Origin of the sequence: Tsukamurella strandjordii (assembly GCF_039525985.1) — a bacterium.
GTDB classification, from domain to species: domain Bacteria; phylum Actinomycetota; class Actinomycetes; order Mycobacteriales; family Mycobacteriaceae; genus Tsukamurella; species Tsukamurella strandjordii.
This window is the reverse complement of sequence record NZ_BAAAII010000011.1, coordinates 121,179-143,823: the sequence shown is the minus strand read 5'-3', so window position 1 is coordinate 143,823 and position 22,645 is coordinate 121,179. Positions and strand designations below refer to the sequence as shown.

At 70.0% G+C, this 22,645-nt stretch carries 20 protein-coding genes; 13 read left to right on the top strand and 7 right to left on the bottom strand.

Going from position 1 to position 22,645, the window contains the following annotated elements:
* The first annotated feature begins 129 nt into the window (after window positions 1–129).
* The 4 genes from ABD108_RS18795 (at window position 130) to ABD108_RS18780 (ending at window position 3,238) form a co-directional block, all read left to right on the top strand.
* Window positions 130–1,182 carry a flavin reductase family protein gene (locus tag ABD108_RS18795; RefSeq protein WP_220656901.1) on the top strand — a complete coding sequence of 351 codons (1,053 nt, stop codon included), beginning with the start codon at window positions 130–132 and terminating at the stop codon, window positions 1,180–1,182.
* A gap of 28 nt (window positions 1,183–1,210) precedes the next feature.
* Entirely contained in the window at window positions 1,211–2,383 is a 1,173-nt protein-coding gene (locus ABD108_RS18790; protein ID WP_220656900.1) for a fatty acid desaturase family protein, read from the top strand.
* Window positions 2,384–2,412: 29 nt separating this feature from the next.
* The gene (locus tag ABD108_RS18785; protein WP_343931064.1) at window positions 2,413–2,658 is read left to right on the top strand and encodes a hypothetical protein; all 246 of its coding nucleotides are present in this window, start codon (window positions 2,413–2,415) and stop codon (window positions 2,656–2,658) included.
* Window positions 2,659–2,758: 100 nt separating this feature from the next.
* Complete coding sequence (locus ABD108_RS18780; protein WP_305110360.1) at window positions 2,759–3,238, top strand: hypothetical protein; 480 nt, start codon at window positions 2,759–2,761, stop codon at window positions 3,236–3,238.
* Window positions 3,239–3,295: 57 nt separating this feature from the next.
* On the opposite strand, the gene ABD108_RS18775 is transcribed toward ABD108_RS18780, so the two are convergent.
* Genes ABD108_RS18775 through trmB form a run of 3 tightly spaced genes read right to left on the bottom strand, consistent with a single transcriptional unit; the run spans window position 3,296 to window position 7,764 of the window.
* Window positions 3,296–6,286 carry an MMPL family transporter gene (locus tag ABD108_RS18775; RefSeq protein ID WP_220656898.1) on the bottom strand — a complete coding sequence of 997 codons (2,991 nt, stop codon included), beginning with the start codon at window positions 6,284–6,286 and terminating at the stop codon, window positions 3,296–3,298.
* 33 nt (window positions 6,287–6,319) lie between these two features.
* Window positions 6,320–6,973 carry an NYN domain-containing protein gene (locus tag ABD108_RS18770; protein WP_255585567.1) on the bottom strand — a complete coding sequence of 218 codons (654 nt, stop codon included), beginning with the start codon at window positions 6,971–6,973 and terminating at the stop codon, window positions 6,320–6,322.
* On the bottom strand, window positions 6,970–7,764 hold the full coding sequence (gene trmB, locus ABD108_RS18765) for a tRNA (guanosine(46)-N7)-methyltransferase TrmB (protein WP_220656896.1): 795 nt from the start codon (window positions 7,762–7,764) through the stop codon (window positions 6,970–6,972). The genes ABD108_RS18770 and trmB overlap by 4 nt, the downstream gene beginning before the upstream one ends.
* Window positions 7,765–7,809: 45 nt before the next feature.
* Between trmB and ABD108_RS18760 the strand changes: the two genes are divergently transcribed.
* The 6 genes from ABD108_RS18760 (at window position 7,810) to ABD108_RS18735 (ending at window position 14,170) form a co-directional block, all read left to right on the top strand.
* The gene (locus tag ABD108_RS18760; RefSeq protein WP_220656895.1) at window positions 7,810–8,538 is read left to right on the top strand and encodes an LppX_LprAFG lipoprotein; all 729 of its coding nucleotides are present in this window, start codon (window positions 7,810–7,812) and stop codon (window positions 8,536–8,538) included.
* Entirely contained in the window at window positions 8,535–10,136 is a 1,602-nt protein-coding gene (locus ABD108_RS18755; RefSeq protein WP_304941243.1) for an MFS transporter, read from the top strand. Before ABD108_RS18760 ends, ABD108_RS18755 begins: the two co-directional genes overlap by 4 nt.
* 37 nt (window positions 10,137–10,173) lie before the next feature.
* Window positions 10,174–10,887 carry a hypothetical protein gene (locus tag ABD108_RS18750; RefSeq protein ID WP_343931063.1) on the top strand — a complete coding sequence of 238 codons (714 nt, stop codon included), beginning with the start codon at window positions 10,174–10,176 and terminating at the stop codon, window positions 10,885–10,887.
* Window positions 10,884–11,921, top strand: coding sequence for a hypothetical protein (locus tag ABD108_RS18745; RefSeq protein ID WP_343931062.1), 1,038 nt, complete (start codon window positions 10,884–10,886; stop codon window positions 11,919–11,921). Before ABD108_RS18750 ends, ABD108_RS18745 begins: the two co-directional genes overlap by 4 nt.
* Window positions 11,911–12,237: a DUF6802 family protein gene (locus ABD108_RS18740; protein ID WP_220656892.1), complete on the top strand. Its 327-nt coding sequence runs from the start codon at window positions 11,911–11,913 to the stop codon at window positions 12,235–12,237. Before ABD108_RS18745 ends, ABD108_RS18740 begins: the two co-directional genes overlap by 11 nt.
* 88 nt (window positions 12,238–12,325) lie before the next feature.
* Window positions 12,326–14,170 carry a phosphoenolpyruvate carboxykinase (GTP) gene (locus ABD108_RS18735; protein WP_220656891.1) on the top strand — a complete coding sequence of 615 codons (1,845 nt, stop codon included), beginning with the start codon at window positions 12,326–12,328 and terminating at the stop codon, window positions 14,168–14,170.
* Between the two features lie 70 nt (window positions 14,171–14,240).
* Here the strand turns inward: ABD108_RS18735 and ABD108_RS18730 are convergent, their stop codons facing one another.
* From ABD108_RS18730 to ABD108_RS18720, 3 genes are all read right to left on the bottom strand, one after another.
* Window positions 14,241–16,376 (bottom strand): alkaline phosphatase family protein, encoded by a 2,136-nt coding sequence (locus ABD108_RS18730; RefSeq protein WP_343931061.1) that lies wholly within the window; start codon window positions 16,374–16,376, stop codon window positions 14,241–14,243.
* A gap of 73 nt (window positions 16,377–16,449) precedes the next feature.
* On the bottom strand, window positions 16,450–17,202 hold the full coding sequence (locus ABD108_RS18725; protein WP_343931060.1) for an MIP/aquaporin family protein: 753 nt from the start codon (window positions 17,200–17,202) through the stop codon (window positions 16,450–16,452).
* A 114-nt stretch (window positions 17,203–17,316) separates the two neighbouring features.
* Window positions 17,317–18,291 (bottom strand): phosphatidylglycerol lysyltransferase domain-containing protein, encoded by a 975-nt coding sequence (locus ABD108_RS18720; RefSeq protein WP_343931059.1) that lies wholly within the window; start codon window positions 18,289–18,291, stop codon window positions 17,317–17,319.
* A 134-nt stretch (window positions 18,292–18,425) separates the two neighbouring features.
* Here ABD108_RS18720 and ABD108_RS18715 point away from each other — a divergent pair, with 134 nt between their 5' ends.
* Window positions 18,426–19,601, top strand: a complete 1,176-nt coding sequence (locus tag ABD108_RS18715; protein ID WP_343931058.1) for an N-acetylglucosamine-6-phosphate deacetylase — start codon at window positions 18,426–18,428, stop codon at window positions 19,599–19,601.
* Between the two features lie 23 nt (window positions 19,602–19,624).
* Here ABD108_RS18715 and ABD108_RS18710 read toward each other — a convergent pair whose 3' ends face one another.
* Complete coding sequence (locus tag ABD108_RS18710; protein ID WP_343931057.1) at window positions 19,625–20,596, bottom strand: ROK family protein; 972 nt, start codon at window positions 20,594–20,596, stop codon at window positions 19,625–19,627.
* 167 nt (window positions 20,597–20,763) lie between these two features.
* Between ABD108_RS18710 and ABD108_RS18705 the strand changes: the two genes are divergently transcribed.
* A complete protein-coding gene (locus tag ABD108_RS18705; RefSeq protein ID WP_343931056.1) occupies window positions 20,764–21,693 on the top strand; it encodes an SIS domain-containing protein in 930 nt (309 codons plus the stop codon).
* Window positions 21,693–22,643, top strand: a complete 951-nt coding sequence (locus ABD108_RS18700; protein WP_343931055.1) for a 1-phosphofructokinase family hexose kinase — start codon at window positions 21,693–21,695, stop codon at window positions 22,641–22,643. Before ABD108_RS18705 ends, ABD108_RS18700 begins: the two co-directional genes overlap by 1 nt.
* Window positions 22,644–22,645 lie beyond the last annotated feature (2 nt).

Genomic DNA, 22,645 nt, shown 5'->3' with positions numbered 1-22,645 from the left:
GGGTTTCAGTGTATCCGTGTGCGCCGAAACCGCTGTGGCGGAGGTCACCGATCAACTCCTTGACGGGATGTGCCCGGGTTGGTGCACACTGTCAGTGTACAAGCGTGCACTGAACGGAGAAACGCAGCCATGAGCCGCTTCACTCGAATTGCCGGAAACGTCATCGAGGCCGTGCTGACCCCGCACGCCGTGGATCGCTACCTCGAGCTCGTCGACCCGATGGTCACGTGGACCGAGATCCGCGGCCGGGTGACCGCCGTCAGCCGGCGCACCGACCGCTCGGTCACCTTCACCGTGACCCCCACGCGTCAGTTCACCGGCTTCCAGGCCGGACAGTTCATCCAGGTCAGCGTCGTTCTCGACGGTGTCCGCCAGACCCGATGCTTCTCGCCCGCGGGCTCGCAGCACGCCGGCGGCGACCTCGAGTTCACCGTGACCGCCGATGCCGACGGCACGGTGTCCAAGCACCTGCGCGAGAACCTCGCCGTCGGCGACGTCCTGGGACTCACCCCGGCGACCGGCACCTTCACGCTGCCCGGCGAACCGGGGGACCGCCCCGGCCGGATCCGCCTCATCAGTGGCGGCAGCGGCATTACACCCGTGCTCTCGATCTTGCGCACGCTCGTCGATGAGAACCACACCGGCACCGTCGACCTGCTGCACTTCTGCCGGGATGCCGCCGACAACCCCTATCGCGCCGAGCTGGACCTTCTCGCCCGCCGCCCCGGAGTGTCGGTGACCTACGTGTACACGCGTTCCGGTGGCCGCCACCTGGGCGCCGAACACCTCGCCGATTTCGGCGACGTGGGCTTCGCGTGCGGCCCCGCCGCGCTGCTGGAGACCGCCAAGGAGCTCTACGCCGATGCCGGCGTCGAGCTGCGGGTCGAGGAGTTCACCCCGCCCGCGGCCGCGGCACCGTCGGAGGACGCCACCGGCACCCTGCGGTTCAGCGAGTCGGGCACCGAGGTCGACAACGACGGCCGCACCATCCTCGATCAGGCCGAATCCTCGGGACTGTTCCCGGAGAGCGGCTGCCGCATGGGCATCTGCTTTTCCTGCACCGCCGTCCGCAAATCCGGCTGCACCACCAACATCCTCACGGGCGAGGCCGATTCCGAGCCCGACCAGCACATCCAGCTCTGCATCAGCGCTCCCGTCGGCGACGTCGAGATCGCGCTCTAGAACCCACCATGAACGGAAGGGACACACCATGACCGAGCACATCACCCTCACCGCCGAGCAGGTCGAGGCCATCGGCGAGCGCTTTGATGCCATCCGCACCCGGATTCTCAACGACCTCGGCGAGAAGGACCGCGAGTACATCTATTCCATCGTCCGGGCCCAGCGCGGTTTCGAGATCGCCGGCCGCGCCATGATGTACCTCCCGCCGCTGTGGCCGCTGGCCGTCGGCTCGCTCGGTGTGTCGAAGATCCTGGACAACATGGAGATCGGCCACAACGTGATGCACGGCCAGTACGACTGGATGCGCGAACCGGGCCTGAACTCCCGCGAGTTCGAGTGGGACACCGTGTGCCCCGCCGATCAGTGGAAGCACAGCCACAACTACCTGCACCACACCTTCACCAACGTCCTCGATATGGACCGCGACATCGGCTACGGCATCCTGCGCATGGCCCCCGAGCAGAAGTGGCACCCCTACTACCTGGGCAACCTCGCCTACGCGAGCGCGCTCATGGTGTTCTTCCAGTGGGGCGTCATGCTGCACGACCTCGAGGCCGAGCGGATCGTCAAGGGCGAGCGCAAGTGGTCGGACATCAAGGACCTGGTGCGCGGCATGCGGCGCAAGGCCGGCCGCCAGGTGCTCAAGGATTACGTGTTGTTCCCGCTGCTCACCGGGCCGCTGTTCCCGCTCACCTTCGCGGGCAACGTCTCCGCCAACCTGATCCGCAACCTGTGGACCTACTCGATCATCTTCTGCGGGCACTTCCCCTCGGGCGTGCAGACCTTCACCAAGGAGGAGACCGCGAACGAGACCAAGGGCGAGTGGTACGTGCGGCAGATGCTCGGCTCCGCGAACATCGACGGCGGCAAGCTCTTCCACATCATGAGCGGTAACCTCAGCTTCCAGATCGAGCACCACCTGTTCCCCGATATCCCGGCCAACCGCTACCCGGAGATCGCCGCCGAGGTGCGCGCGGTGTGCGAGGAGCACGGCCTGCCCTACAACACGGGTTCGCTGCGCGCGCAGCTCGGCTCCACCTGGAAGAAGATCGCCAAGCTCTCGCTGCCCAACAGCTGGACCAAGCAGGAGCCCGAGCTGGCCGTCACCATCGAGCGGGCCAAGGCCGAGGACGCCGCGAAGAAGGCGCTCGCGCAGGCGGGCTGGCAGCGCGCCGCCGCCCGTGAGATGGTGACTGCCTAGTCGAAGGTCGACGGACGGGGTGGTGCATCGTGGGCAAGTTCGAGCGGCGTAAGGACCTGGCCCAGGAGGCCGTCGAATCGACGGCCATCCGGGTGGGCCGGATCGCCACGATCATCACCACCGCCGTCGCCGATGTGGCCCGCGAGATCGGCGACGCCGTGAGCGACGGCCTGGAGATGCGGCAGGCCGCCAAGCGCGCGGCGGCCGATGAGGGCCGCACGAGCCCCGACGAGGGTCGCGCGGGCCTCGATACCAGCAAGGACGACGACGCCTGACCCGCGACCGTGGATGAAGCCACGGTGAAGACAAGGGTGGCAGCGCGCCGCCAACCGTGAGATGGTTGCTATCCAACATTCTTTCGGGAGAGGTGCCGTCGTGAGCACGTTCGAGCAGGGCAAGGTGCTGGTCAAGAAGATCGGTGAGTTGATCAACGGGGCCAAGCAGGCGCGGGGCGCGGCCGGCCGGGCCTCCGACGAGAAGACGCAGATCGTCGACGACGTCAGCAACGTCAAGTCCGCCGGTAAAGAGGTCACCGAGGGCGTGTCGAACCTCAAGTCGGCGGGCTCCAAGCTCGACGGTGATGTGAAGTCGACCGCGGCGAACGTGCAGGCCGATATCGCCGCCGTCAAGGGCGTCAAGACGAAGCCCGCCGCCAAGACCGATGCGAAGCCGGCCGCCAAGCCGGACGCCGCGAAGACCGATGCCGCGAAGGCCGCGCCCAAGGCGGACGCCCCCAAGACGGAGGCCCCGAAGGCCGCCGCGCCCAAGGCGGAGGCTCCTAAGACGGAGGCACCGAAGCCGGCGGCCAAGCCCGCCGCCGCTGCCCCTAAGGCGGATCCCAAGCCGAAGGCCTGACCCACCGCGAAGACGACGGAGCCCCGCAGGAATTCTCCTGCGGGGCTCCGTTCTTCGCTATTCGTCCCGGTCGCGCTGCGCGTGCGGGTGGCTTCCCTCACCGGACGGTCCGGGGAACGGACGCGGACCCGGGCGTGGGCCGCCCGGTGCGCCGGGGCCCTGCGGCCGGGGCGGGTACGGCGGTCGCGGCCCGCCGGGGCCACCCGGTCCGCCCGGACGCTGCTGGCGCGGCATCGGTCCGCTCGGACGCGGTCCGCCGCCCTGTCCCGGTGCGCCGTACGGGCCCTGCGGGCCACGCGGACCCGGGCCCTGCGGCGGAGGACCGGGGCGACGCTGCTGGCCCGGAACCTGCTGCGGGTAACTGCGCGGATCCTGCGGCGGCCGCTGCATCGGGGCCGACGGACGCGGCGGCTGTCCCGTGGGCGGCTGCCCGCCGGGCGGCGGTCCCTGACGACGGTGGCCGATCGGGGTCGGCGACGACGGGCGCTCGTTGTTCGACGGTGCGTTCGGGTCGGCCGCGCTGTCCGGGATCGGCCGCGAATCCGCGCTGCCGAGCGCTCCGGCGACGAGTGGCACTCCGGCCCCGACCTTCTGCGGAGCCGCGCGGCCGGGCACGGCCGTAGCGGGCCGCACCGATGCGAGCGGGCGACCGTCGCGGGTCTCCGCCGGCAGTGCCGTCTCGCCGAGACCGATCGCGTTCTGGATCTTGCGCATCCACTCGGGCGCCCACCAGCAGTCGTCGCCCAGCAGCTTCATCACCGCGGGCACCAGCACCATGCGGACCACGGTGGCGTCGATGAGCAGCGCGAACATCAGGCCGAACGAGACGTACTTCATCATCACCAGATCGGATGTGGCGAAGGCCGCGGCGACGCAGGCCAGCAGAATCGCAGCCGCGGTGATGATCCGGCCGGTGTTCGCGGTGCCGGCGCGGATGCTCTGCACCGTGGTGGCTCCCGCGGCTCTCTCCTCGATCATCCGGGAGATCACGAACACCTCGTAGTCGGTACTGAGACCGAAGACCACCGCGATCACCAGCACGAGCACCGGCGCCATCAGTGGGCCGCCGGAGAAGTTGAAGATCGAGCCGCCGTGCCCGTCCACGAACATCCAGGTGAGGAAGCCCAGGGTGGAACCCAGCGACAGGATCGACATCAGCACCGCCTTGATCGGCAGCACCAGCGATCCGAACGCCAGGAACATCATCAGCGTGGTCACCACGACCAACAGCCCCATGAGTAGCGGCAACTTCCCGAGCATCGAGTCGATCGAGTCGTTCTGCAGCGTCGGCATGCCGCCGACCATGAACCCGACGCCCTTGCTGGCGTCCGCACCGTCCATCGTGATGCCGCGGATCTGCTCCACGGCCTGACTGACAGCCTTGGTGTCGTTCGGATCCTGGAGGTTGCCGTTGGAGGTACGGACCTTGACCTCGGGCCCTTCGCCCCGGATCTGGAGCGGGGAGCCATCGGACTTGGCGGTCGCGACCGCTGCAGTCGGGGGGCTGAAGCGGCTTGAATTGCGATCGGCCGGATCGGTGTGGACGAATCCGGGAATCTTGTTCGCCTCGTCGAGCACCTGCTTGATCTGGGCGTCATCGGCATTGGTGAACACGATCTGAATCGACTGACCGGTATACGCCGGGAAGGTCTCGAAGAACTTGTCCTGCGCCTGCCGCGTCTCGTTGGTGGGCGGCAGGTAGGTCTGCGAGATACCGCCGAACTGCAGGCCGATTACCGGAATGGTGATCGCCAGCAGGAGGGTGACCACACCGACCGTGTAGGCGATGGGCTTGCGCATGACCGCATCGGTCACCTTGCCCCACATGCCGTTCTCGATATTGGCCTTGGTCTTCGGCTTACCGGTCTTCTCCGCGGCCCAGTGGATGATGCCGCCGATCAGTGGCAGCTTCCACTTGTCGAAGATGGTGAGGAACCAGTGGAAGCTCAGCGCGAACACGCGCGGGCCGAGCACGGCGAGCATCGCGGGCAGCAGCACCAGCGACAGGAGCGCCGCGATGAACACGCCCAGCAGCGCGCCGGTGGCCATCGAGGTGAGCAGGCCCAGCGGCGAGATGTACAGACACGCGAGCGCGCCCACGATCAGCAGGGAGGACATCACGATGGTGCGGCCCGCCGTCATCACCGTGCGTCTGACCGCGGTCGGTGTGTCGTACCCCTCGTCCAGTTCCTCTCTGAACCGGGACACCATGAACAAGCCGTAGTCGTGCGCGATGCCCAGGCCGATCAGCGAGATGATCGGTCCGACGAACAGGTTGACTTCCATGAATTGTGCGAGGACGGAGGCGATCGCCATCGATGCGCCGATCGTCATCACACCGATGATCATCGGCAGCACTGCCGCCACGATGCCGCCGTACACGAAGAACAACACGATTGCGACGAGCGGCAGGGCGATGAGCTCCGCCTTCTTCTGATCGCGCTGAACGCCCTCGGTGACCTCGGATGTCACCGGTACGAGGCCGGCGAATCTGGCTTCGAATTTCCCGTCGGCCTGGGTCTTCAGAATGTCCCGGATCGGCTCCCGGATATCCGCCCAATCAAGGCCGCGTTGCGTGTCGTCGTTCGATTTGAGCGGCAGCGTGAAGAAGCCCCACGACTCGCCGTTGGCCTCGTTGCGGACGAACGGATTGTCGGCCGCGGGGAGCGTCGTGTAGCTGGCCGGGCGCATCGAGGTGTTCTCTGCATCCGCGCCGTACAGCTTCGCGTCCGGTCCCTTGGCGAACTGATCGAGGATTTTGGTCCGTGCGCTTTCGACGGAGTCCTTCACCTCTGCGTCGGTGACCTTCTTGCCGTCGGCGGCCTTCACCAGCACCAGGATGTCGGACTGCGCGAACCGGCCATTGGCCTCGTCCGTCAGTTTCGACGCGGCGACCGAATCGCTCTTCTCGTCGTAGAGGCCGTTCATCTTGGTCTTCGAGCCGAGACCGAGGAAGCCCCAGACGCCGGTGGCGGCGATCGAGACGAACAGGACCGCGATGATCGTGTATCGGAACGCGTACGAGAAGCGCCCTATCGCTGCGAACAAGCGAAAATTCCTTTCCGGTGGCCGGGCCCGAACTCAGGCACGACTCGAAAGTAGCGAAGACAGGGGGCGGAACGGCTGCAGCCACGCACCCTCGTCGGGCAGCGAATCGAGGCTCACACGTGGCAGCGGCTCGCGGAACACCCCGGCGATGTCTTCGAGATCAACGAACTCCAGAGTAGGGGACTGCAGCGCCCAGGCGGCGTGCTCACGGAACCCGAGTACCTTTACCGGGACCCCGGTGGCGGCGATCTCCTCCAGCGGTTCGCGGAAGGCCTGGCCGTCGGCCGAGGCCACCAGCAGCCCGCCGAGACCCGGGCGGTAGCGCCGTACCTCGATGTGATCGAGCATGTCGGCGTCGACATCGCTGTCCTCGTCGACCTTGGGCTTGGCGAACACCGCGTAGCCCACGTTCCGCAGGGCCTCGACCCAGGGACGCACCACGTCGGCGGTGCCGGGCGCGATATTGGTGAAGACGGTGGCCTCGGGCTCGAGCCGGCTGTCGGTATCCGATTCCAGGGTGGTGGTGTACTCCAGGAGCCACCGGCCGAGCGCGTCGAAACGCGGACGGTGCGCGGCCGTCGGACGGCCGCCCAGGATCGAGCCGAGCCCCATGTCGAGGTTCGGCGCGTCCCAGACCAGCAGGACCCGTTTGGCGGGGTCAAGGGTCGATACGTCGGGAGAGGTCACTGCGTGTCTCCTTCCCCCACGACCCGTTCCCACACGAACTCGTGGATCTCGCGGCCCACCTGTGCGGCCTTGTCCTGGAACTTCGTGACCGGCCGGTCCACACTGATCGGCAGGTTCGCGTCGGCGAGCCGTGGAGGCAGTTCCAGGCGCCGCAGCAGCGGCTCACTCGGCGCGACCTCCGCGATCGCCTCCGCATAGTCTGCATGATCAGTGGCCACGTGGAGAATTCCTCCGACACGCAGCCGGTCCGCGATCAGCGAGAACATCCGCGGTTGCAGCAGCCGGCGCTTGTGGTGCCGGGCCTTCGGCCAGGGGTCCGGGAAGTACACCCGCACGCCCTCCAGCGAGCCGGGCTCGATCATGTCCTCGAGCACCGCGACGCCGTCGCCGCGCACCACCCGCACATTGGTCAGGCCCTGGCGCTGCACGCCGCCCACCAGCTGGGCGATGCCCGGCAGATAGACCTCGACGGCCAGCACATCGCGTTCCGGCTCGACCTCGGCCATCGCCACCGTCGAGGTCCCGGTGCCGCATCCGATCTCCACGATCAGCGGCGCGGTGCGCCCGAACCAGGCCGGGGCGTCCAGCGGATGGGACGGGGCGGGGAAGCCCGCGGCGTCGGGCGCACCGTCGACGGGACGTGCCGGAGGGATGTCCCGCCCGATCGTCGGCCACATCTCGTCCATCGCTCGTTGTTGTGACGGAGTCAACGCGCCCCGGCGGGAGCGGAAACTGGTCACACGCGGGTACAACCGGCGGTGTTCGGCGCGGGGGTCATGAGATTCGGGCACCTCTCCATCGTCCCAGTCGAGCGAATGTGACCTAGCATTGGCCGCATGATCGTGCGTAACAGTCGCCACACGGCGCTCCGTCTGGCCACGTTGACGGTGGCCTTCCTCGCCGTTCTCGGCCTCGCCACCGGGTGCTCCAAGGCCAGCGGCGAACCGAAGAACGACGCTCCGCTGCCCGATGCGAAGGTGCTCATCGACTCCTCGTCCGCCGCCGCGCGGGCCCTGCGCGATGTGTACCTCGACCTCGCGGTCGACGGCACCGTGCCGAAGCTGCCGGTCAAGAGCGTCTCGGCGTACCTCACCAACGATCCGAAGGTCGCCGGCCAGGGCGATGCCGATGTCACCTTCAACGGCACCCAGGTCAAGGCGAAGTTCGTGGTGGTCGATTCGCGGCTGTGGGCGCAGTTCGGCGCGGGCCAGGCGTACCAGGACATGGGGCTGGCCTCGGACATCTACGACGCCTCTGCCATCCTCGACCCGGACAAGGGCATCGCGAACCTCATCTCGTCGGTGCGTGATCCCAAGGCGGAGGGCCGCGAGCAGATCGGCGGCATCGAGACGGTCCGCCTCTCGGGCGTCATCCCGGGCAGCGCGCTCGCGGGCATCGTGCCCAAGGCCGATCTGGGCGATCGTCCGGTGACCTTCTGGGTCCAGGAGTCCGCGCCGAACAACCTCGTGCGTGCGAACGTCGGCTTCGATTCCGGCACGCTCACCGTCACGCTGTCCGAGTGGGGCAAGAAGCAGCAGCTGCTCGACCCCAAGACCGCCAAGTGACCCAGGCCCCGGCGGCCACGTCGCCCGGCACCGTGTCCGATCCCGGACCGGTGCGCGGGCGCGGGGTCGCGATCGGGGCGGCGGGCGTCGCCGTGCTCCTCGGCGCGCTGGACACCTACGTGGTGGTGTCGGTGCTCGAGGACATCATGCGCAGCCTCGAGATCCCGATCAACCGGATCCAGCAGGCCACCCCGATCATCACCTGCTACCTGCTCGGCTACATCGCTGCGATGCCGCTGCTCGGGCGGCTGTCCGACAAGTTCGGCCGGCGGCTGGTGCTGCAGGCGAGCCTGGCGCTGTTCATCGTGGGCTCGATCATCACCGCGATGGCCGAGACGGTGCCCGTGATCCTGGCCGGCCGGATCGTGCAGGGCGTCGCGAGCGGCGCGCTGCTGCCGGTCACCCTGGCGCTGGCCGCGGACCTGTGGGCCGCCCGGCGCCGCGCCGCGGTCCTCGGCTGGGTCGGTGCGGCGCAGGAACTCGGCAGCGTGCTCGGACCGGTCGCGGGTGTGGGCGTGGTGGCGCTGGTGCACGACAAGTTCACCTCCGTGCCCGCCGCGGACGCCTGGCGCGTGGTGTTCTGGGTGCAGGTGCCGCTCGCGTTGCTCGCGATGGTGCTGATCCAGCTGTCGGTTCCCAAGCGTTCGGCGCTCGAACCCCAGCGGGTCGACGTGGTGGGCGGACTGCTGCTCGCCGTGGCCCTGGGCCTGTCGGTGCTGGGCCTGTACAACCCGGAGCCCGACGGGAGCTCGGTGCTGCCGCCGAACGGCGTGTGGCTGCTGACCGGCGCGGCGATCGCCTTCGTGGCCTTCATCGTCTGGGAGAAATACGCCTCGACCAAGCTGATCGACACCGCGGGCATGCGGGTGGTGCCCTTCCTGGCATCGTGCGCCGCATCGATCTGCGCGGGCGCGGCCCTGATGGTCACGCTGGTCGACGTGGAGATCTACGCGCGGATGGTGCTCGAACGCGAGGGCATCGACGCGGTGCTCACGCTGGTGCGCTTCCTCATCGCGCTGCCCGTGGGTGCCCTCATCGGCGGTGTGCTCGCCACCCGGATCGGCGACCGTGTGGTCTCGGTGGTGGGCCTGCTGATCGCCGCGGGCGGCTACCTGCTGGTGGAGAACTGGCCGCGGGATGTCTTGTCGGCGCACTACTTCGGGACGCTGCCCGTGCTGGACACCTCGCTGGCCATCGCCGGCCTGGGCCTGGGCCTGGTGATCGGGCCGCTGTCCTCGGCGGCGCTGCGGGCGGTCTCGCTGTCGCAGGCGGGCATCGCCTCAGCGCTGCTCGTGGTGGCGCGCATGAGCGGCATGCTGATCGGCGTGGCCGCGCTCACCGTCTTCGGGCTGCACCGGCTCACCGCGATCCAGTCCACGATGCCCACGCCCTCGGCGCAGGGCGGGTTCGCCGAGCGGATCAAGGCCATCGCGGGCCAGATGCAGGACGCCTACGCGATCATGTTCGGTGAGGTCTTCGGGATCACCGCGGCGATCTGCGTGGTGGGTGCGGTCTTCGCGGCCTTCGTCGCGGGTGGATCGCACGAATCGGAGGAAGTCCCCGCCGACGACGACGAGGAACTCGTACCCTCCTCCTAGGACCGGCGCGGGGGCGCCGGCGGAGCGGGGGCTCGCCATGGGGGATCTGACTGTTCGCACGGGGCCGCCGCGGGTACGGCTGCTGGGCCGTCCCGGGGTCGGGAAAACGGTGCTGGCCGCCGCGCTGCGGTCCCGCGGCCTGGACGCCGGGCTCGACGGTGCCGCCGATGCGCACCTGTACTGCGTCGCCGGCGGGCTGCGCGCCACCGACCGGGCGGCGATCGACACGCTCGCGGCGGACGCGACCCCGCTGCTGGTCGCGTGGACGAAGGCGGACGCCGCGGGGTCGTGGCGGGCGGCCGATGCCTACGCCGAACAACTCGCCGCGACGCTGGGGCGGCCCGTGCTCGCCGTGATGGCACTGCTGGACGCGATCGAGCCGGTCGATGTGGAGGCTGCACGGCGGCTGGCGGATTCGGATCTCGCGCTGCCGGAGTCGGCCCTCGAGGCCGCCGCCGCGCTGGGGGACGACGCCCCGCTGCTGCACCGCATGGGCGGTTACGGGCTCGCCTGCGCGATGGGCGCGCTGCGCGAGAGGCCCACACTGCCCGGCGACGAGCTGCTGCCGCGGCTGCGCGAGCTCAGCGGCGTCGATCTGCTGCTCCCGCCGCTGGCGGAGGCCTTCGCCGACTGCGCCGCGCGGCGCGAGGCCGAGTTCGACGAGACGCTGCGCGCGGCGGCCCGCACCGACTGCACCCGCCGGGACGCGGCCGAACAGCTCCTCCTCGACCGGCTGGCGAGGGCGTCGTGACCGTGCTCGTGGCCGGACAGGATCCGGCGGGCGCCGCGGCCGTCGCGGAGGCGCTGGGCGCGCGGGCGGCGGTGGTCGGCGCCGACGGTGCGCTCACCCCGCTCGGCGATCCGCCCGGGGAGGTGGAACGGGCGGTGTACGTGCTCGACGCCTGCGTGCCCGCCGATGCGGTCGATGTGGTGGCGCTGGGCCGGCTGCGGGCGCGGTACGGCACCGTGGTGGCCGCGACCGGCGCGGATGTCTACCCGGACGCAGCCGCCACCTGCACCGATTCCGCGCGTCGTCTGGGTGTGGACGTGCTGCCGGTGGAGGCGGGGATGCCCGCGGTGCGTGCGGCACTGGAGGCCGCCCTACCCGAGCCGGTGACCCCCGTCGCCGTGGAGCGGCCCAGCCCCGGCCTGGAACGCGCGGACCGGTCGGCCTACCTGCGCTCCACGATCGCCCGGATGCGGGCGACCCTCCTGGCGGAATCCGCCGACCGGTTCCGGGGCAGCGACGACGACGCCGCACCCGAGCAGGTGCGGGCGCGGCTCGACCGCGCCTCCGCGGCCCTGGAACGGTCGCTGTACGAGCACCTGCGTGGCGCCTACCGGGGCACCTTCGCGGGCTGGCCGTCGCCGCCGGAGCCCGCGGTGCCGGTGCTGTCCCGCCCGGGCCCGCCGGAGCCGCCGGCGCACCGTCGGCGTCCCGAGGACGCGGCCGTCCTGGTGTTGGGCGCCTCGGCCGGGCTGGGCATCGGCCGGGCGGTGGCCGCGCCGCTGGAGGCGCTCGGCGCGCTGCGCTGGCTGGCGCTGCCGATCAGCCTGCTGGTGGGCGTGGCGGCGGCGCTGTGGTTGCTGCGGGTACGCCGCCGAACGACCGCGCGCGCCACCCGTCGCAGCTGGTCGGACGGTGCCGCGGCGGCGCACCGGCAGCGGGTGGAGTACGAGCTGGCGGCGGCGCTGGTGGCCGCGGAGTCCGACGCCGCGCTGCGGCTCGCGCGCGGGCCGGGAACCGAACCGCGCCCTGATGCGTCCAATGGTTATGGACCCTGAGTTCGGGCTGTTCGGGGCGGACGATCTCGGGCCCGACCTGTTCGACGGTGCCGTTCCCGCCGCGGCTCCGTCGTCGGAGGGGCTCTGGGTGAGTGCCGAGGGCGGTTGGTACGACGTGCACGCCGTGGACACCGACGGTGACGGTCGCGTCGATACCGGCACGGTCACCGGTCCGGGCGGCACGGCGGTCTTCACCGATCTCGATGCCGACGGGGTGGCCGATGTCTACCACCGGGTCAAACCCGACGGCACGTTCGAGACCTGGCGGTTCTCGGGTGGCAGGTGGGGCCTGCTGGACCGGGGCGATGTGGTGTGAGCAGTCGCACGTCACCCTCGGAGCTGTGACTTTGCTCGATGTGTGACACTGGTTCAAGGAGTCGGCACGACATCTCGGGAGATGACACATGACCTCAGCCACCATTCCGGGCCTTGACGGGGATTCGATCCCCACGAAGCACGCGAAGCTCATCGAATGGGTGCGGGAGGTCGCCGAGCTCACACAGCCCGAGCGCGTGGTCTGGGCCGATGGTTCGGACGAGGAGTGGGATCGCGTGACCGCCGAGATGGTGGCGGCCGGCACGTTCACCAAGCTGAACGAGAACAAGAAGCCGAACTCGTTCCTGGCGCTCTCGGACCCGGCCGATGTGGCCCGCGTGGAGTCGCGCACCTACATCTGTTCGGAGACCAAGGAAGCCGCCGGTCCCACGAACAACTGGGTGCGCCCCGCTGAAATGCGCGCCACCATGACCGATCTGTACCGCGGTTGCATGCAGGGCCGCACCATGTACGTCATCCCGTTCTGCATGGGCCCCCTCGGCGCCGACGATCCGAAGCTGGGCGTGGAGATCTCCGACAGCCCCTACGTGGTGGTCTCGATGAAGATCATGACCCGCATGGGCTCGGCGGTGCTCGACAAGCTGGGCGAGGAGGGCTTCTTCGTCAAGGGCCTGCACTCGGTGGGCAAGCCGCTCGCGCCGGGCGAGGCCGATGTGCCGTGGCCGTGCAGCGAGACCAAGTACATCACCCATTTCCCGGAGACCCGTGAGATCTGGTCGTACGGTTCGGGTTACGGCGGCAACGCCCTGCTGGGCAAGAAGTGTTACGCGCTGCGGATCGCCTCGGCGATGGCGCACGACGAGGGCTGGCTGGCCGAGCACATGCTGATCCTCAAGCTGATCAGCCCGGAGGACAAGGTCTACTACGTGGCCGCCGCGTTCCCCAGCGCCTGCGGTAAGACCAACCTCGCGATGATCCAGCCCACCCTGGAGGGCTGGCGCGCCGAGACCGTGGGCGACGACATCGCCTGGATGCGGTTCGGCAAGGACGGCCGCCTGTACGCGGTGAACCCCGAGTTCGGCTTCTTCGGCGTGGCCCCGGGCACCTCGATGGACTCGAACCCGAACGCGATGAAGACCATCGACGCCGGCAACACCCTGTTCACCAACGTGGCCAAGACCGACGACGGTGATGTCTGGTGGGAGGGCATGTCGGCCGCCCCGCAGCACCTCACCGACTGGCGCGGCGACGACTGGGAGAGCTCCTCGGCCGAGAACGAGGACGGCCTGGTCACCGTTGCCGCGCACCCGAACTCGCGCTACACCACCCCGATGTCGCAGTGCCCGTCGATCGCCCCCGAGTGGGACGATCCGCAGGGCGTGCCGATCTCGGCCATCCTGTTCGGCGGTCGCCGCAAGACCACGGTCCCGCTGGTCACGCAGGCCCGCGACTGGAAGCACGGCGTGTTCATGGGCGCCACCGTCGGCTCGGAGCAGACCGCCGCCGCTGAGGGCAAGGTGGGCACCGTGCGCCGCGACCCGATGGCGATGCTGCCCTTCCTGGGCTACAACGTGGGCGACTACTTCGATCACTGGCTCGAGATCGGCAAGCAGGCCGACGAGTCGAAGCTGCCGAAGGTCTTCTACGTCAACTGGTTCCGTCGCGGCGAGGACAAGCGCTTCCTGTGGCCCGGATTCGGTGAGAACACCCGCGTGCTCAAGTGGATCATCGATCGCATCGAGGGCAACGCCGCGGGCAAGGAGACGCCGGTCGGGATCGTCGCGACGCCGGAGGAGCTGGACCTCACCGGTCTGGACACCCCGGTGCAGGACGTGGCCGAGGCGCTCGCGGTGAACGTCGACGAGTGGCGCGGCGAGATCCCGCTGATCGAGGAGTGGTTCGACTTCGTCGGCGACAAGCTGCCCACCGGCCTCAAGGACGAGCTCGACGCGCTGAAGCAGCGCCTGGGCTGAGACGCCGAAACACCGCACCCGCCTTCCGCTCCGTGAGGAGCAGGAGGCGGGTGCGGTGTTTTTCAGCCGGTCACGCCGCGAGGACGGCGGGCCGCTTCTTCAGCGCGGGGTTCTCGTCCTTGTCCGGGGCGGAGACGAGGTCGGGTGCCTGGGCCCCGGGGGCTCGTTCGGTGCGGTCGCCGGTGGCAGGGGCATCGGTGCGCGGTGCGTCCGTGCGCGGTGCGTCGTCGGGCGCCTTGTCGATCACACCGGCGCCGGTGAGGCGGTTGGCCACGGTGATCGCGGTGTTCACCACGAAGGTCAGCACGGTACGGAAGGCCTGCACGCCGAAGCCCGCCACCGCGGCGAGCGGCGCGAGCACCGGGGTGCCCGAGGCGGCGGTCTGCGCGAGTTTGGCGCTCGCATCGTCGAGCACCCGGTTGACCATGGTGAGCCCCTCGGAGAGGCCCAGGCTCACCACCGAGCGTCCTTCGAGGCGGGCTCGGGTGAGCAGGTCCGGGTAGTCGTTCGAGGCCACCAGGGCGCGGATCGCGGCATCGCGATCGGTGGGGGTCACGGCGGAGGAGGAGAGCGTGCGCAGGTCCACCCCGTCCGCGTCCCGGATACCGGGTACGCCCAGGATTCCGAGCGCCGTCGGAGTGATGTCGTCGATCCCGAACCGCGGATTCACCTGTCCGGGAGCGAAATCGGGACCGCGGGCGATCACGAAGGTCGACGTCTCGGCGGGCGATTGGAAGCCGTGGCCGCCGGTGGCGGTGTGTCCGTGGTCGGTGACCACCAGCACGGTCCAGCGTTCGCCGGTGGCGGCCTCGCGGGCCCGCACGGCCTCCATGATCAGGCCCACGTTGGCATCGGTGCGTTGCAGCGCCGCGGTGTAGTTGGCGGAGCCGCCGCCGTAATTGTGGCCGGCCTTGTCCACCTGATCGAGGTGGGTGAACAGCAGGTCGGGACCGTCGTCGCGGATGGAGGCCACCACATCGGCCGTGGTCTTGGCGTCGAGGGCGATCTCCTGCTTGTCGCCGGGGATGTCGAGGGTGCGGGTCACGCGGTCGGCGCCGATACCCGCCTGGCCGATCTTCTCGACCACGTCCCAGTCGCCGATCGAGGCGGTCTTCAGCTCGGGCTTGGCCCGCTCGATCTGGGTGTACACGGAGGGGAAGCGGGAGAAGTCGTTGGTCACCAGGTTGTTCGTCACATCGTGCTTGGTGTCCCACACGCCCGACAGGATCGTCATCCACGATGCGCCGGAGATGGTGGTGTGCCCGGCGATGCTGGAGACGCCCGTGGTGCCCTCGCCCATCAGACCGCGCAGGTTCGGCGTGCTGGTGTCGAGGATCCGGTCGATGTTGGCGCCGTCGATGCCGATGATGAGCACCTTGTTCGGGGGCTGCTGGACCTGGGTGTCGGAGGCCGCCTCGCCGCGTTTACGGGCATTCGCCGGAGCGGTCGCGGCGGCACCCGCGGTGGTCACCGGGAGGGACGGCAGGGCCGGACTGAGCGGCGACGGTACCCGGCCCGGGTCGACGGGGGCCGCCGGTGCGACCGGAGCGGCGGCCACCGGCAGCGCCGACGCCGACGATGCCGACGACGTCGCGCGGTCCACGGCCACCGCGGCGGTCGCGGCACCGGCCGGCGTCGTTTCCGGTGCTGTCACGGAGGCCGGTGCGGCACTGCGCGATTCGGTCGTCTCGGGGCTGCGGCCGGTGGAGACGGACTCCGGCAACGGAGCGGAGGCCGACGCTTCGGGGAGTACCACCGGAGGTGCCGGCGTCGGCGCGGCCTGTTCGACAGCTGCTGCGGTCTTCTGAGCCGCCGGAGCGGTCTTCTCGGTGGCAGCCGAGGGTTTGGTGGCGGGCTCGGCCGAGGGGGCCGCGCTCGGTGCGGACGTGCCCCCGGCCGCGGGTGCGGTGTCCGGTCCGGTCGCCGTGCCCGCGCCGGTGGTCGTGCCCGCGCCGGTGGTCGACGTCTTCTCGGTGGCGCCGGTGGCGCTCGTGCCGGTTCCGGAACCGGTCTCCGCCGAGGTCGCGGTCGAGTCCGAGGTCGCGTTCGAGGCGGGGGCCCGGTCGCCGGACGATTCCGGCGCGGTGGCACTGGACGTATCGTCGGGTGGTGCCGCGCCGGCGGCGCCCGCCCCCAAGAAGCAGCCTGCGGCGAAGAGGAGTGCACCGGCACTCGTCCGCAGTATCGATCCGTCGAGCTCAGCCATGCGACACCCCTGGGTTTGCGATCACATCGATTCGCTCGGAGAGTATCCGAGGTTCCGGCGGTTCGCCGGGTGTTCAGCCGCCCACGGCGAAGGGCAGCCAGCGCGCGGCGAAACCGGCGATCACGCCGCCGATGATCGGGCCGACGATCGGCACCCAGGAGTAGCTCCAGTCGCTGCCGCCCTTGCCGGGGATCGGGAGCACCAGGTGCGCGAGGCGGGGTCCGAGGTCGCGGGCGGGGTTGATGGCGTACCCGGTGGGGCCGCCCAGCGAAAGGCCGATGCCCACGACCAGGAGGGCCACGGCGAGCGGTCCCAGGCCCGACGGGGTGCCGCCGAAGTTGAGCACCACGTAGACCAGGACGAAGGTGGCCACGATCTCGGTGACGGTGTTCCAGCCGTAGTTGCGGATCGCCGGGGCCGTGGAGAAGACGGCGAGCTTGTCGGCGGCGTCCTGTTCGGTGTCGAACTGCGCCTTGAACGTGAGCCAGCAGATCACGGCACCGAGGAAGGCGCCGATCATCTGCGCCACGATGTAGATCGCGGTGGTTGCGGCGCTCACGGCCACGCCGGGCGCGTATTCGGCAGCGCCGCGGGACAATTGGCCGAGGGTGATCGCGGGGTTGAGATGGGCGCCGGATTTCGCGGCCACGTACACGCCGGCGAACACGGCCAGGCCCCAGCCCCACGCGATCATCACCGTGGCTCCGGCGCCCTTCCCGCGGGTGAACAGCACGTTCGCCACCACGCCGCAGCCGAGCAGTGTGAGCATCGCGGTCCCTGCCACCTCGGAGCCGAAGACGACTCCGAGGGAAACGGTGTCGGACATGTTCCTCCCGGTCTTCATCGAATGCGTCCGCGGGGTGTGCGGACCCTTCGAGTGGATCATGCGGGGCGCTGCGATCGCACAGAACCGGGTGAGGCTGCGACAGATTTGATGCTTCTACAGTGCGGTGCGACGACCGTAGCTGCCGAACTCCAGCAGGAGCAGCGCCGCGGCCACGCGCGGGAGCTGGTGCCATCGCAGCAGTACGGCGCGCTCCTGGTCGAAGGAGTGGTACTTGCGCAGATAGCGGTAGAGGCGCTCCACGTGGATCAGCGGATCGAAGGCGTGCGCGGCCCGCTTGAGCACGGGGTGCGACGAGCCGCTGAACAGGTCGGGGAACGGGGCGAAGGCCAGGGAGACCCGCTTGTAGCCGTGGTCGCGGGCCCAGGCGAGCACTTCGTCGGTGAGGCGCTCGTCGACCCCGTTGGGGGCGCCGGGTGCGCGGAGCGGCTCGTCGAGCGAGAGATCCTCGGGTCCGGCGGGCAAGTAGCGGTGCGCGGCGCAGACGGTGCCCTCGGCGGTGCGGGCCAGGGCGATCACCGCGTCGGGGGCGGCGCCGTCGAGCATCCGGCCGAGGATCATCGAGAAGCCCCGGCCGGGGTCGTGGCCCGCGGCGCGTTCCATCCGCAGCACGGCCGCGGTATCGGACTCGGGGAGCTCACCCTCCCGCACGATCTCGACGGTGACGCCCGCGTTGCGGGTGCGTGCGATCGCCTGCCGCAGATTGCGGAACCGCCGGCCGGTGAGGTGGAAGGTGGTGGTCTCGATGACCACATCGCGGCCGATGGGCACGGCGTGCAGGCCGTGCGCCTCCCAGGTGCGACGGTGCGCCTCGCCCGCGCCGAGCACGGCGATCGGGCGGCGTCCGGCACGGCGGACGAAGGCGTCGATCGCGGCGTCGCGGGCCTCGGCGTCGGCGCCCACGGGGTCACCGCTCGCGACCGCCACGCCGAGGCGGACGGCGTAGGCCACGACGGCGCGTCCGTCGGGGGAGGGGACGTAGAGCTTCTCGGGGCGCAGCGCGAAGGGCGCCAGCGGATCGCCGATGGAGTCCCGGACCAGCGCCTCGACACTTTCATGTTCGAAGGACATGGTCTGAGTATGCGCCTCGCCTCCCGCTCGCGGCGACTCGGTGGGCGTCCGATTGCGCGGCGCTCACCACGGCGCATGAACTATCATGAACGTCTATAGGCGATAAACGTCATATTCGATCAGACGAGGTGGTCATGGCCGGCGACGATGTCGTGCTCCTCGCCGATGGGGTCCTGCGCGCGGGGGCGCTGGAGCGGCCCGGACGGATCGTCGTTCGCGATGGCAGGGTGATCGCCATCGGCTCGCCGTCGACCGGGGACGGTGGCGGCACCCGCGCCCGCACCGAACGGGTCTCCGGGATCATCGCCGCGGGACTCGTGGACATGCATGCGCACGGAGGCGGCGGCGCGAACGTGGGAGACGTCGACCGGGATCCCGCGGCGCCACTGCGAGTCCGCAGCGCTCACCTCGCGCACGGCGTCACCACGCAGATGGCGAGTCTGGTCACCGATACTCCGGATCGGCTGCTGTCGCAGGTCTCGGCGTTACGCGATCACGTCGTCGACGGCGCGTTCTGCGGAATCCACCTCGAGGGGCCGTGGCTCGCCGTCGGACGGTGCGGCGCACACGATCCGGCACTCCTGCGCGCGCCGACCCGGCGCGAGGTGTCCGCTCTCCTCGACGCCGCACGCGGAACGATTGCGATGGTCACCCTCGCGCCGGAGCTCGACGGTGCGCTCGACGCGATCGCGATGTTGGTGGACAACGGAATCCGCGTGGCCTTCGGGCACACCGACGCGACCGCCGAGCAGACGCGCGCCGCGGTCGACGCGGGTGCGACGGTGGCGACGCACCTGTTCAACGGTATGCCGCCGATGCATCACCGCACGCCCGGTCCGGTGGCGGTGGCCCTCGCGGATTCCCGTGTCACGGTCGAATTGATCCTCGACGGCCACCACGTGGCGCGCGACGCCGCCGAGGTGAGCAGAGTCGTGGCGGGCGGCCGGCTGGCATTGATCTCGGACGCGATGTCGGCCGCGGCGGCCCGGGACGGGCGGTACCGGTTGGGACCGCACGAGGTGGATGTGCGCGATGGTGTCGCCCGAGTCGTCGGCGGCAACGGCTCACTGGCGGGAAGTACGCTGACCCTGGACGCCGCGCTCGCGCGATTCGCACGGGACCACCCCGTCGATCTGGTTGCCGCGCATGCCTGCGCAAGCCTGATTCCGGCTCGCGCGCTGGGTCATCCCGAATGGGGTGCGGTGACCGTCGGGGGCGCGGCCGATCTCATCGTGATGAACGAACAGGCGCAGGTTCTGCGAGTGATGTCCAGGGGCGAGTGGTGCGATACCGCTCGCCTCGGGAAGTGAGCCCAGCGCACGCCCCGGCCCGGTCAGTGGGCCTGCGGTTCGCCGCTGCGGAGGGCCGCTCCCGGCTCGCGGGTGAGCAGGCCGGCACCCAGCAGGCCGGCGACGTACCCCAATCGGGCGGCGCGCACTTCGGGTTGCGGCAGATACGAGATGCGTTCGGACAGTGCTGAAGCGACGTCGGAGTGCAGATCCGCGGTCTCCGCGAGTCCCCCGCCGAAGATGATGACGGAGGGCGTCAGCAGTGCGGTGGCCTGCAGACACACCTGCGCCAGCGCCTCGACCGCGTCGGCCCAGATCTCCAGGGCGGCGGCATCTCCGGCATCGCGCGCCTGCACCACGTCGATCGAACCCTGAACGTCGAATCCGGTGCGCTCGCTGTACCGCCGCGCGATGGCGGCCGCGGAAGCGATGCGCTCCACGGGTTCCGGCGCTGCACCGTCGCGCACCGTCACCGGCAGCATGCCGATCTCGCCCGCGTAGCCGCCGCCGGTCACCATGGCGCCGCCCAGCCGGAGCGCGGCCGAGATCCCGGTCCCGATCGTGATCATCAGGGCGTCGGTCTCCGGCGTGAGTAGGGAGAATTCGGACCGACCCGCAGCGCGGACGTCGTGCGAGACGCGCACGGGCAGGTCGTACCGTCGCCCGAGCATCGACGCGAAGTCGGCGTCGCGCCAGCCGAGGTTCGTGGAGTACACGCCGATGCCCCGGTCGTCGTCCACGATGCCGGGGATCACTGCGGACACGGCCTCGACGCGGATCCGGCGGTGGGTCCGGCGGAAGGCCTCGACCACCTCGTCGATGAGGAGGACGAGCTCGTCCGCGGCACCGTCTCCCGGCTCCGGGGCATCGCGAATGGTGGCGTCGATCATGCGCCCGCCGGTGTCGATCAGGCCGGCTTTCACCGTGGTGCCGCCCACGTCGATCGCCACGGCCGCCGGGCCGTCGCCGAGGCTCCACGGCCGACAACGGGCGAGAATGCTCGTCGAGGTCGTCATCGAGACATCACCGCAGGCGGGCGGGGTGCGTCGAAGCTCCGAAGCGTCATGGTGATGAGCCTATACGAGCATATCGCCAATCTGTGATGCTTTTCTATGAGCAACTGATAGCCTGAACGTGCAGAAAACATCAATCGCGCGGGGCGCGAGAATGGAGTGGGATTCCCATGCCGCAGCCGGGATACGCGATGCAGGTGGAGCTCAGCAGTCAGCCGGAGATCTGGTCGACGGTGCTCGAACGCGACGCGCTGCGCGCCGGACTCCCGCGTGACGGCGAGCGTGTGGCCGTGATCGGCTGCGGTACCTCGTGGTTCATCGCCAAGGCGTACGCATCCATGCGAGAGAGCCTGGGCCGGGGCGAGACCGACGCCTTCACGGCGAGTGAGGCACCGCTGCAGCGCACGTACGACCGCATCGTGGCGATCACCCGCTCGGGCACCACGAGCGAGGTGCTGACGGCGCTGGCCCAGGTGCCGCAGTCGGTTCCCACGGTCGCGGTGATCGCCGACCCGCACACACCGATCGTCGATCTGGTGAACGAGGCGATCGTCCTGGACTTCGCCGATGAACAGAGCGTGGTGCAGACCCGGTTCGCGACGGCCGCGCTGATGCTGCTGCGATCCACCCTGCAGCCGCGCGCGGTACTCGATACCGCCGTCGCTCAGGCGGCGGACGTCCTGTCCGGTTTCGACTTCGACGGCGACCGCGTCCAGGAGTCGATGGTCGATCCTTCGCTCCTCGCCGCCGAGCAGATCTCCTTCATCGGAACCGGCTGGGCGTGGAACGTCGCCGAAGAGGCGGCACTGAAGCTGCGCGAGAGCGCGCAGGCCTGGACCGAGGCCTACTCCTCGATGGAGTACCGGCACGGGCCCATCGCGATCGCCGCCCCCGGACGCGCGACGTGGCAGTTCGGCCCGGCCCCGGACGGCCTGGCCGAGGACGTCGAAAACACCGGTGCTCGCTTCGAATTCGTCGATCGTGATCCGCTGGCCGAGCTCGTCCGGGTGCATGCCTTCGCGCTCCTGCGTTCGCGCCACGCGGGCCTCGACGCCGATCATCCGCGGTCTCTGACGAGGTCCGTCGTCCTGACCGACTGATGGCCGAGACCGCAGCTGTGCCCCAGCCGCCGAGGGTCCTGTGCGTCACCCCGAATCCAGCGCTCGACATCACGATTCCCGTGGCCGCACTGGCCGTGGGTGCGACCAATGCCGTGGGCCGAGGCTCCGAGCGTCTCGGTGGGAAGGGGATCAACTGCGCCCGCGTGCTCGCCGCGAACGGCGTGCAGACCGTCGCGATGGGGCCCCTCCGAGCCGCCGATGTACCTGCGGTCGCCGGCGATGAAGATCACCTGACCTGGTGGTTCACACCGAGTTCCGCACCCACGAGGCGCTCGATCGCGGTGGTCGAGGAATCGGGCCGCGTCACGGTGCTCAACGAACGCGGGGGCGGGCACGGCGCCGACGTCTGGGACCGGATGCTGGCCGACGTCGCGGCACTGCTGAGCGCCGGGCCCGTGGACGTTCTCACGATCAACGGAAGCATTCCGCCCGATGCCCCGGCCGCTCTCCTGACCGACCTCATCGCGCTGGGGCGCGATCGGGGAAGCGTGGTCGTCGTCGACACCAGCGGCGAGTCACTCGTCGATGCCGCTCGCGCGGGTGCCGATTGGCTCAAGCCGAACGAGGACGAACTGATCGCCGTGGCGGCGGACGGTACGCCCGAAGGAGGTGTGCAGCGCCTCCTCGCGGAAGGCGCCCGCAACATCCTGGTCTCCCGCGGTCCGCGTGGGCTGGAGGTGATCGGGGCCGGTGGTCGAGCCACCGCATCTCCGCCGGCCGAACTGGTCGGCAACCCCACCGGCGCGGGCGATGCCGCGGTCGCCGGGCTCGCCGAGTCGCTGGTCCGCGGCGACGACCTCGCCGCGCTACTGCGTCGAGCGGTCGCGTACTCGGCAGCGGCCGTCCTCGTCGACCATGCCGGTGCCATCCATCCCGACTGGACGTCGATCTCCTCCGACGTCATCATTTCCACGGAAAGTGAGTCCTAGCA